The following is a 10,168-nucleotide window of genomic DNA, read 5'->3' on the forward strand; positions in this document are numbered from 1 at the left end:
GGATTATATATTTTGTCAATCATTTCCTCATTAAGCAAAGTAAAATCCAAGTTTTACTTAAAAAAAACACCATGCCAAAAGGCATGGTGTTCTTCAATATTAAGCTTGTAATTTCTCACGTAGAACCATTGGAAGAATTCCGCCGTGACGGTAGTAATCAATTTCAACTTCTGAGTCAAAACGAACAAGAACTTCAAATTCTTTCTTGTTACCAGCTTCGTCAGTTGCTGTTACTTTTAGAAGGTCACGAGGTTTTACATTTTCGTCTACTTGAACATCAATTGTTTCTTTACCAGTTAATCCAAGTGTTTCAGCACTTTCGCCCTCTTTAAATTGAAGTGGAAGTACACCCATTAACACAAGGTTTGAACGGTGAATACGTTCGAAGCTTTCAGCAAGAACTGTTTTAATACCTAGAAGGTTTGTACCTTTAGCAGCCCAGTCACGTGAAGAGCCCATTCCGTAATCTTTACCAGCAAGAACAATCAATCCAGTGCCGTTTTCTTTATACTTCATGCAAGCATCATAAATAGATGTTACTTCGCCAGTTGGCCAGTAGGTAGTTACTCCACCTTCAGTACCAGGTGCGATTTGGTTACGAATACGAATGTTTGCGAATGTTCCACGCATCATTACTTCGTGGTTACCACGACGAGAACCGTAAGAGTTAAAATCACGAATGGCAACGCCTTTTTCAAGCAAATATTTTCCTGCTGGAGTATTTTTACCAATAGCTCCTGCTGGTGAAATATGGTCAGTTGTTACAGAATCACCGAACTTACCAACAACACGAAGTCCTGTTAATGGTTCAACCGTACCTGGCTCTGGTGATAAGCCTTCGAAGAACGGTGGGTTTGCAATATAAGTAGAATCTTCATCCCAAGTATATAATGGTTCATTGCTTGTCTTGATTTCGTTCCAACGCTCGTTGTCACCGAACACGTTCGCATATTCGCTGCGGAATAGTTCAGGGGTAACAGTGCGTTTAACTACATCATTAACTTCAGCAGTTGATGGCCAAATATCCTTGAAGAAAACATCATTTCCATCTTTATCTTTACCAATTGCTTCAGAAGCAAAGTCGATGTTTACAGTACCAGCAAGCGCGTAAGCAACAACTAATGGTGGTGAAGCAAGGTAGTTTGCTTTTACAAGCGGATGAATACGTCCTTCAAAGTTACGGTTACCGGAAAGTACAGAGGTAACTAAAAGATCGTTTTCAGCGATTGTTTTTTCGATTTCTTCTTTTAATGGACCGGAGTTACCGATACATGTTGTACAGCCATAACCAACTAGGTTGAAGCCGATTTGCTCTAAATATGGAAGTAATCCTGAATCACGAAGATATCCAGTTACAACCTTAGATCCTGGTGCTAAAGAAGTTTTCACGAATTTTGGAACTTCCATTCCTAATTCGACAGCTTTCTTCGCAACTAATCCAGCACCTACTAGAACGTAAGGGTTGGAAGTGTTTGTACAGCTTGTGATGGATGCAATCGCAACTGCTCCAGTTTTAATCGTTGTTTCATCACCATTGTTAAATTTCACCGTAGCTGACTTATCAAGCTCATCCGCTTCTAAGCCAAAGCCTTGGTTTCCTTGTGGTGCTGAAACAGCTTTGATGAATTCTTCTTTCATTTTTGAAAGTGGAAGTAAATCCTGTGGACGTTTAGGACCAGAAAGATTTGCCTCAATCTCAGAAAGATCGATTTCTACTACATTTGTATAAACTGGCTCTAAAGCTGGATCAAAGAACAAGCCGTTTGCTTTGCAATATTGTTCAACAACATTAATTTGTTCTTCTTCACGGCCAGTTAAGCGCAAATATGCGAGAGATTCATCATCAATTGGGAAGAATCCGCATGTAGCACCATATTCAGGAGCCATGTTGGCAATCGTTGCACGGTCTGCAAGTGGAAGTACTGATACACCAGGGCCAAAGAATTCAACGAATTTTCCAACTACACCTTTACTGCGGAGTACTTGAGTTACTTTTAATGCTAGGTCGGTTGCTGTTGCTCCATTTGGAAGTTCGCCCGTTAACTTAACACCAACAACTTCAGGAACTGGGAAGTAAGAAGGCTGTCCTAACATTCCAGCTTCAGCTTCAATACCGCCAACGCCCCAGCCAAGAACACCAAGACCATTGATCATAGTTGTATGTGAGTCAGTCCCAACTAATGTATCTGGGTATGCTTCTAATTCACCATCTACTTCAGCAACGTGAACAACGTCAGCCAAGTATTCAAGGTTTACTTGGTGAACGATACCTGTTGCAGGCGGAACTGCGCGATAGTTGTTGAATGATTTTTGTGCCCAGCTTAAGAACTGGTAGCGTTCTGCGTTACGTTCAAATTCTAAATCCATGTTAACTCTTAATGAATCATTGGAACCATAAGCATCAACTTGGACAGAGTGGTCGATAACAAGGTCTACTGTTTTCTCTGGATTAATTTTGTCTGGGTCCCCGCCAAGGTCAGCCATTGCTTTTCTTAGAGAAGCAAGGTCTACTACTGCTGGAACTCCTGTGAAGTCTTGAAGGATTACACGTGAAGGTTTAAATGGAACATCGACCTCTTTAAGTTCAGCTGTTCCCCATTTAGCTAAGTTTTCAACGTGCTCCTTTGCAATTACGCGGCCATCATATTGGCGAAGTACAGATTCAAGTAAAACTTTTACTGAGTAAGGCAATTTCGAAACGTTGCCGATTCCTGCCTCTTCAAGTGCACTTAAACGGTAATAGTGGTAACGTTTACCGTTAGCTTCAAAAGAAGAACGTGCGTTAAATACATCATTTTTAACCATGTGTTAAAAACCCCTTTCATTCGACATAATATACCAAAATTAATGAAAAGTCGAAAAGTTTGAATTTTCCCATCCATCTTAACTTTTCTCACAATTTTAATCTTAATACAACCTAATTCATAAGTAAATAACAAGAAAGTTATTGTGATTGATAAGTTTTACTTATGTTTTTTTATGTATTTTGTTCTGAAAATTCAAAAACACTATCTGATCTTATGCGCATTCAGTTCGGGAAAAAACAAAATTTTCACTATTATTATCTCAAAAAAACTTTAAAATGTCATTTTTTTTTATTATCAGGGAGATAGTAATGATGTAGGAGGTGATTAGAATGGTGAAACGAAAGTCTAATCATGTAATTCCAGGAATGAATGCCGCTAAAGGACAAGGAAAAGGTGCCGGCTTTAATGAGGAAATGGCTAGTGAACCTGAATTAACGGCTAAAGAAAGAATGAATAACAAAAAGCGGAAGAAAAATCAATAAAAAAAGCGGAAGCGCCTTTCTCAGGGAAAAAGTAGTTCATTTTTCCCTAGGGGCTTATGACCCCGAGCCCCTAGGTGCTATAGCTGGATTCAGAGAAAAAAGCAGGCGATCCACCGCCTGCTTTTCCTATTCTGCCTGATTGACTTCGGACACCATGCTTTGCAAATCCTGTTGGAAACGCTCTAACTGCTCCCGTTGATGTTCAGATGCCACTTCCATCGCATTCGCGATCTGCTGATACGCTTCATTTACTTCATCTTTTAGATGCTTCAGCTGATGGCCATAGCTCGCACTATCACTCACAATGGTCTCGTATAGTCCTTGGGCATTCTCATAGCCTTGCTGTGCTGCTTGATATGCTTGTTGTTTATCTTTGTTGTACGGAAATTTTTGCATTTGTTTCATTCACTCCTTCATTTTGTTTACCGTTAAATTGCACAGAACAACAAAAAATATACAGTATAAAAGGACTTATTGACTGCATCCTAACTAATAGGAGGGATAAAAAATGAACAAAAACGATAGCAAAGACATGAGAAAAAATGCACCAAAACAATCTGGTCAGCCTGAACCGCTAAGTGGTTCCAAAAAAGTAAAGAATCGCAACCATTCAAGAGCCAAACATAATACCCATCATGATATGTAGAAATCCGGAAGCGCCCATGAACCGGCGGTGTTCAAACGTCTTTGGGAGCTGAAGGTGAATATAAAAAAGCCCCAGCACGAAGTAGAGTGCCGGGGCTTCCCTCTTTATGTTTTAAACATTAATTAATGCATGTAGCAGGTGTACTTCTTCCTCTGAAGTGACTGTTCTTAAATCAATCATAAATTCATCTTTTTGTATTCTTCCGATAATTGCTGGTTTCACTTCTGTACGAAGTTTACGTCCCAGTTGTTCAGCCGTCAATGAATCATGTTTTAAGGAAACAACAATCGTAGGAAGCTCTACATCAGGCATCGTTCCCCCACCCACTTGGCTGATGGACTCTGTAATTTTTGTAACATATTTTCCGGTATTTTGTAATAAATTTGTAACAAAAGACTTTGTTCGAACGTCTAATTCTTGAAGAGAAACTAGTAAGTCCCGAACCGTTGGAATATTTACCAGTCCATTTTTACCACGGGCATAATCAATTAACGTTCCCTCTAATGCAGCCAACGTCATTTTATCAACCCGCAATACGCGTGCCAACTGGTGCTTTTTCAAGCGCTCAATGATCTCTTTTTTTCCAGCGATAATTCCTGCCTGCGGTCCGCCAAGGAGCTTGTCACCACTAAAAGAAACAACATCTGCCCCTAATTCAATGACTTCTTTTACGACCGGTTCTTCTCCAATCCCGTGCTTCATGAAGTCATATAACGCTCCACTTCCGAGATCTTCATAAAATATAACATCATCCAATTGTTTCTTGAGATCAATAAGTTCCTTTGTTTCAACCGATTTGGTAAATCCAACCACTTTAAAGTTACTTGTATGTACTTTCATGACAATCGCAGTTTCTGGTGTGACTGCTTTTTCATAATCATAAAGGTGTGTTTTATTGGTTGTTCCAACTTCAACAAGCTTCGCACCACTCTCTTCCATGATCGAAGAAATACGAAACGAGCCGCCAATTTCTACAAGTTGTCCCCTCGAAACAATCACTTCTTTTTGAGCAGCGAGGGCTCTTAGGATAAGAAAAACAGCAGAAGCATTATTATTTACCACCATAGCCGCTTCTGCCCCGGTGATTTCTTTGATTAATGCTTCTACATGGGTATGACGTGAACCTCTTTCACCTTCAGATAACTTATACTCAAGATTGGAATAGTTCCTTGCTGTTTCAACCACATGTCTGATAGCGTTTTCGCTTAATCTAGCTCTTCCTAAATTCGTATGTAAAATGGTCCCTGTCGCATTTATGACTTTTTCAATGGTATAGGCATACTGTTTGTTTATTTTAGATTCTAAGATTGAAAACAGCTCACCATCAAAATCGTTGGTCCCTGGCTTAGCACCAGGCCAATTATCATTAAGAATTGCTGTCCTAATGGTATCAATGACATCTTTAAGTTGTTTAGTCAAAATCATTTGATCCAACTGACTTTCTTCAATCAGACTCAAAAACATCTCATGATTTTGAAGTTCATGGATCGCGGGGATAGAGCGCAGCCATTCTTTCAAGATAAAAACTCCTTTATTAATGGTTCTTTTTCTATGTTATTTACCTAACTCTAAGGTCGGCCAGTGTTGGGACTTTCAAAAGGGGCGCTTTCAGTACTCCCAATTATATCACATCATTTTCACATTTTTATCCCTAATGAATAAAATGAAACGAGCAAGGGGGATTAAATATGTCAAAAAAGAAACAACTTAAAAATCAAAGCTTTGACTTTGAAGAAGTAGAAAAATGGCTGGAACGATATTTTCTCGATCCGCTTACAGCCTATTATGATGAAACGCAATTTCAAATCGATCTATATGAAACTGAAAAGGAATGGATTGTCGAGGCTATCTTAAGTGAATTTGAGGCTTCTGAGATAAAGGTATATATAGAAGGAAATAAATTAGTGATATCTGCATCCAAATCCCCCCCTTCCATGAAACATCAAAATCGTGTCCGTTCCATAAACTTTCCCTTTCTAGTCGTTAATCAAACTATCTATGCAACCTTTACGGGTGGAATTTTGGAAGTTGTGATTTCGAAAATAGATAAATGTGTCGGAAAAAATCGATTTATTACCCTGCCTTAAGTTACAATTTGTGGGTTTATTTTTTATGTTTCAGTTGACATAATATTATTATGTTTTAAAAAAAGCCCTCCTATCTTTTGGACAAGAGGGCTGCTTTTATTTTGTGGAAATCATTTCAATCATTTCTTCCGTATCAGGGAAAATGCCTGTTTCGAGCTTAGAATAGATCTTCTCCCCATTCACAGTCACTTCAAATGCACCGCCAGAACTTGGGATTAGTTCTAACTTTTGAATATCTCTAAAAAAATGATTAAACAATTCTTCCGCGAAACTCGCGGCTTTAGGTGCGTAATTTCATTGCATGCAAAATTCTACAATGATATGGTAATTCTTCATAGAAAATACCCTCCAATAAAGTAAGTTTACTACATCAGGATAGTGTTAATATTTTAACCTATTCCCGCCCCTGCCACAAATTTTTTGTCTATATTGTGCGGAATTCCTTGGAAAGAGTTATACTATAATATGGGAGGTGGACACGATGAGTGAACAAGAAAAAATTCGCCTAACCTCTTTGTCAACAAAAGCTGGTTGAGGCTGTAAAATTGGTCCTGAAGACCTGACGCAAGTTTTGCGTCAATTACCGAAACAAGAACCTGTTCCTGAATTATTAGTGGGACTGGATACATCAGATGATGCTGGAGTGTACCAAATAACAGACTCCATCGCGTTGATCCAAACAGTTGATTATTTTACGCCAATTGTGGACGATCCATATATGTTCGGTCAAATCACGGCAGCAAATGCATTAAGCGATGTTTATGCCATGGGTGGAGAGCCTAAAACCGTCTTGAATATCGTTGGTTTCCCGATTAAAAAGCTTGGCGCAGAAATGCTGGCGGATATCCTACGTGGCGCAGCAGATAAAGTAAAAGAAGCTGGGGCTATTACGGTGGGCGGCCATTCCATTGATGACCAAGAACCAAAATTCGGACTTTCCGTTACGGGTGTCGTCCATCCCGAAAAAGTTTGGAAAAATGTCGGGGCAATTCCAGGAGATGTTCTTGTGTTGACTAAGCCCATTGGTGTCGGTATCATCACAACTGGTATAAAAAGATCCGCGGTAACTGCGGAGCAGGAACAAATTGTGACTGAAACAATGGCTACCTTAAATAAAGTGGCGGCTGAAGTTTTAGCTGATTTTCACCCTCATGCAGTTACAGATGTTACTGGATTTGGCTTATTGGGTCATGGCAGTGAAATGGCACGCGGCAGCCAGGTTAGTTTTGAATTTTCGCTCGCACAAGTCCCTGTTTTGAAAGGTGCACTTGAATTAGCGAAAATAGGTGTAGTCCCCGGCGGTTCAAAGGCGAATCATAAATGGTTAGCGGATGACGTTGTCTATAAGGATATCCTTCCAGAGGAACAGCTGCTCCTTTGCGATGCGATTACATCCGGAGGTCTGTTTGTTGCCCTCAATGAGCAGGAAGCCATTGAATATGTTGACAAGCTCCAATCTAAAGGGTTAGCCTATGCATCGATTGTGGGAAGAGTGACCGAGAAGAAAGATAAATATATATATGTGACAAGATGACAGCGAAGCCCTTATGGTTCGCTGTTTCTTTTATGTTTTTTTTCACCTAAAATAGGGTTAAAAAGCCATAATATCAAATTCCGCCATTACCGTTAAAAAATCCGCCATTATCCGGCCAATTATTTGTCGATTAAAAAAATCCTGAACCATATTGGCCCAGGATTTTTTCGTGTTATAACTTCTGACGCAGCTTTTCCACCATATCCTTCGTCATTTTATCCAAATCAAACGCGTATTTAAAGCCCCATTCCTCTTTTGCCGCTGTAGCATCAATAGAATTCGGCCAGCTTTCCGCAATTTTTTGACGCTCAGGGTCCACCTCATACGAAATTTCAAATCCTGGAACAAATTTAGCAATAGACGCTGCAATTCCTTCTGGATCAAAGCTCATTGCCGTAATATTAAAAGCATTGCGGTGGATAAGTTTAGATGAATCTGCCTCCATTAAATCAACAATCGCATTCAAGGCATCTGGCATATACATCATGTCCATGTAGGTACCTTTATCAATGTAAGAAGTATATTTACCATTTTTGATCGCTTCATAGTAAATTTCAACGGCGTAATCCGTGGTTCCGCCACCTGGAAGCGCAACATAGGAAATTAACCCTGGAAAGCGTAAACCGCGTGTATCCACACTGAACTTATGGAAATAGTAGTCAGACAATAATTCCCCGGCCACTTTATTAACCCCGTACATCGTAGTTGGACGCATGATGGTATCTTGCGGGGTGTTATCCTTTGGAGTTGAAGGGCCAAAAGCACCAATCGAACTTGGGGTGAAAAATTGCGCCTTTAACTCTCTTGCTGTTTCAAGACTATTCATCAGCCCGCCCATATTTAAATTCCAGGCAAATAAGGGCTTTGCTTCTGCAGTAGCTGATAGTAATGCTGCTAGGTGCATAACCGTATCTACGTTGTATTTCTTGGCAACTTCTACCATTTTGTTTGCATCTGTTACGTCAACAGTCTCAAATGGACCACTTTGGGCTGCTTCACTGTCATTCTTTTTAATATCTGTCGCAATGACATTATCCGCACCATAAATATCGCGTAGCTTTAACGTTAATTCTGATCCAATCTGCCCTAAGGCACCTGTGATTAAAATTCGCTTCATCTTCGTTTCTCCGTCCTCTTCACTTAGGCTAAAAAATAGTAATTTCCTTATGTTTAGATAACGCCCATTTCCTTGCCGACTTTTTCATAGATTGCAATCGCTTGATCGAGCATTTCTTTTGTATGTGCTGCTGTTGGCATATTACGAACACGTCCGGTTCCTTTTGGAACAGTTGGGAAAACAATAGCCTTAGCATAAACACCTTCTTCGTTCAAACGTTTACTGAATTGTTGGGTAAGTGCTTCATCTCCAATAATACAAGGAGTAATCGGCGTTTCACTGTTACCAATATTAAAACCTAACTCTTTCAAGCCTTTTTTAAGATAATCTCCATTTTCCCAAAGCCTTTTGTTAAGTTCCGTACTTTCCATCAGAATTTCAATCGACTTCTTGCTAGCTGCAACATCGGCTGGAGTAAGCGAAGTTGAAAATAAGAATGGGCGGCTGCGGACTTTTAACCAATCAATAAGATTCTTCTTACCAGCTACATATCCGCCAACTACGCCAATCGCCTTGGATAATGTGCCAATTTGAAAATCAATTTTATCAGAAAGACCAAAATGCTTGACAGTACCTGCCCCATCCCCAAGAACACCTGAGCCATGTGCATCGTCTACATAGGTGATTAAGTCAAATTCTTCCGCTATCTTAACGATTTCTGGCAGTAAGGCAATATCGCCGTCCATTGAGAAGACGCCATCTGTGATCACCATAATCTTATTGTAAAGACCAGATTCTTTAGCTTCTTTAGCTTTTGCTCGTAAATCTTCCATATCGGAGTGATTAACACGGATTATTTTTGCTTTCGAAAGTCGACAGCCGTCAATTATTGACGCATGATTTAACTCATCTGAAAGAATCGCATCATTTTTATCCATGACTGCCGAAATAGCGGCCATGTTGCAATTAAATCCAGATTGGTAGGCAATTGCTGCTTCAGTATGTTTAAATTCAGCCAATTTCTCTTCGAGCTCAACATGAAGCTTAAGCGTTCCATTAATCGTCCGGACGGCACCAGCCCCGACACCGTATTTTTCAATCGCATCGGCGGCGGCTTTTTTCAAGCGTTCATCCGTTGCTAAACCTAAATAGTTATTAGAAGAAAGATTGACTAATTCTCTTCCATTAATAGTGATAACAGGTCCATTCGGGCTCTCAAGTGGATCAATGACATTATATAGGCCTTTTCCCTTTAAATCCTCAAGATTTTCATTTAAAAATTGCTCTAAAATATGACTAGACATATTTCATCCCCCTCTAATCTTTAATCCTGGATTGTCGTTTGCGCAAAAACAATTGTCCGTTTCATACGGACAATTGAATTGCTGTTAAATAGCGGTACTAAAGGATTCCTAATGTATACTTTATCATATTTTTTAAAAGTTGTTCATATCTAGCGGACAAAAAAGTAAAATATTTTTATTCTAATAACATACCCAATTCGTATTTAGGTTATTTCTAAAGAAACAAAGGTCATATTTCAACATTATTTTAT

General features: G+C 39.5%; 10 protein-coding genes. 4 read left to right on the forward strand and 6 right to left on the reverse strand.

Features of this window, described 5'->3' with window-relative positions; all coding sequences use genetic code 11:
* Positions 1 to 99: 99 nt before the first annotated feature.
* Positions 100 to 2,805 carry an aconitate hydratase AcnA gene (gene acnA / locus V7137_RS16860; RefSeq protein ID WP_335699160.1) on the reverse strand — a complete coding sequence of 902 codons (2,706 nt, stop codon included), beginning with the start codon at positions 2,803 to 2,805 and terminating at the stop codon, positions 100 to 102.
* Between the two features lie 331 nt (positions 2,806 to 3,136).
* Here acnA and sspO point away from each other — a divergent pair, with 331 nt between their 5' ends.
* Positions 3,137 to 3,289 carry a small acid-soluble spore protein O gene (gene sspO / locus V7137_RS16865; protein ID WP_026567316.1) on the forward strand — a complete coding sequence of 51 codons (153 nt, stop codon included), beginning with the start codon at positions 3,137 to 3,139 and terminating at the stop codon, positions 3,287 to 3,289.
* A gap of 126 nt (positions 3,290 to 3,415) precedes the next feature.
* Here sspO and V7137_RS16870 read toward each other — a convergent pair whose 3' ends face one another.
* A complete protein-coding gene (locus V7137_RS16870; protein WP_218348438.1) occupies positions 3,416 to 3,685 on the reverse strand; it encodes a hypothetical protein in 270 nt (89 codons plus the stop codon).
* Positions 3,686 to 3,797: 112 nt separating this feature from the next.
* On the opposite strand from V7137_RS16870, the gene V7137_RS16875 reads away from it, so the two are divergent.
* Positions 3,798 to 3,935, forward strand: coding sequence for a small acid-soluble spore protein P (locus V7137_RS16875; protein WP_335699161.1), 138 nt, complete (start codon positions 3,798 to 3,800; stop codon positions 3,933 to 3,935).
* A gap of 111 nt (positions 3,936 to 4,046) precedes the next feature.
* Here V7137_RS16875 and selA read toward each other — a convergent pair whose 3' ends face one another.
* Complete coding sequence (gene selA, locus V7137_RS16880) at positions 4,047 to 5,453, reverse strand: L-seryl-tRNA(Sec) selenium transferase (RefSeq protein WP_335699162.1); 1,407 nt, start codon at positions 5,451 to 5,453, stop codon at positions 4,047 to 4,049.
* A 170-nt stretch (positions 5,454 to 5,623) separates the two neighbouring features.
* Between selA and V7137_RS16885 the strand changes: the two genes are divergently transcribed.
* Complete coding sequence (locus tag V7137_RS16885; protein ID WP_335699163.1) at positions 5,624 to 6,022, forward strand: Hsp20/alpha crystallin family protein; 399 nt, start codon at positions 5,624 to 5,626, stop codon at positions 6,020 to 6,022.
* Positions 6,023 to 6,118: 96 nt separating this feature from the next.
* Here the strand turns inward: V7137_RS16885 and V7137_RS16890 are convergent, their stop codons facing one another.
* Positions 6,119 to 6,358, reverse strand: coding sequence for an Rdx family protein (locus V7137_RS16890; RefSeq protein ID WP_374226333.1), 240 nt, complete (start codon positions 6,356 to 6,358; stop codon positions 6,119 to 6,121).
* Between the two features lie 145 nt (positions 6,359 to 6,503).
* Here V7137_RS16890 and selD point away from each other — a divergent pair, with 145 nt between their 5' ends.
* Entirely contained in the window at positions 6,504 to 7,556 is a 1,053-nt protein-coding gene (gene selD, locus V7137_RS16895) for a selenide, water dikinase SelD (protein ID WP_335699164.1), read from the forward strand.
* 172 nt (positions 7,557 to 7,728) lie between these two features.
* On the opposite strand, the gene V7137_RS16900 is transcribed toward selD, so the two are convergent.
* Positions 7,729 to 8,673, reverse strand: coding sequence for an L-threonine 3-dehydrogenase (locus tag V7137_RS16900; protein ID WP_335699165.1), 945 nt, complete (start codon positions 8,671 to 8,673; stop codon positions 7,729 to 7,731).
* 53 nt (positions 8,674 to 8,726) lie between these two features.
* Complete coding sequence (locus tag V7137_RS16905) at positions 8,727 to 9,917, reverse strand: glycine C-acetyltransferase (RefSeq protein WP_335699166.1); 1,191 nt, start codon at positions 9,915 to 9,917, stop codon at positions 8,727 to 8,729.
* Positions 9,918 to 10,168: the final 251 nt, after the last annotated feature.

Source organism: Neobacillus drentensis, from assembly GCF_036962765.1.
GTDB classification, from domain to species: domain Bacteria; phylum Bacillota; class Bacilli; order Bacillales; family Cytobacillaceae; genus Neobacillus; species Neobacillus drentensis_C.

Excerpts from the sequence above, each read along its gene's own strand:
- acnA (WP_335699160.1), bottom strand. The coding sequence starts at position 2,805 with ATGGTTAAAAATGATGTATTTAACGCACGTTCTTCTTTTGAAGCTAAC.
- sspO (WP_026567316.1), top strand. The coding sequence starts at position 3,137 with ATGGTGAAACGAAAGTCTAATCATGTAATTCCAGGAATGAATGCCGCT.
- V7137_RS16870 (WP_218348438.1), bottom strand. The coding sequence starts at position 3,685 with ATGCAAAAATTTCCGTACAACAAAGATAAACAACAAGCATATCAAGCA.
- V7137_RS16875 (WP_335699161.1), top strand. The coding sequence starts at position 3,798 with ATGAACAAAAACGATAGCAAAGACATGAGAAAAAATGCACCAAAACAA.
- V7137_RS16885 (WP_335699163.1), top strand. The coding sequence starts at position 5,624 with ATGTCAAAAAAGAAACAACTTAAAAATCAAAGCTTTGACTTTGAAGAA.
- V7137_RS16900 (WP_335699165.1), bottom strand. The coding sequence starts at position 8,673 with ATGAAGCGAATTTTAATCACAGGTGCCTTAGGGCAGATTGGATCAGAA.
- V7137_RS16905 (WP_335699166.1), bottom strand. The coding sequence starts at position 9,917 with ATGTCTAGTCATATTTTAGAGCAATTTTTAAATGAAAATCTTGAGGAT.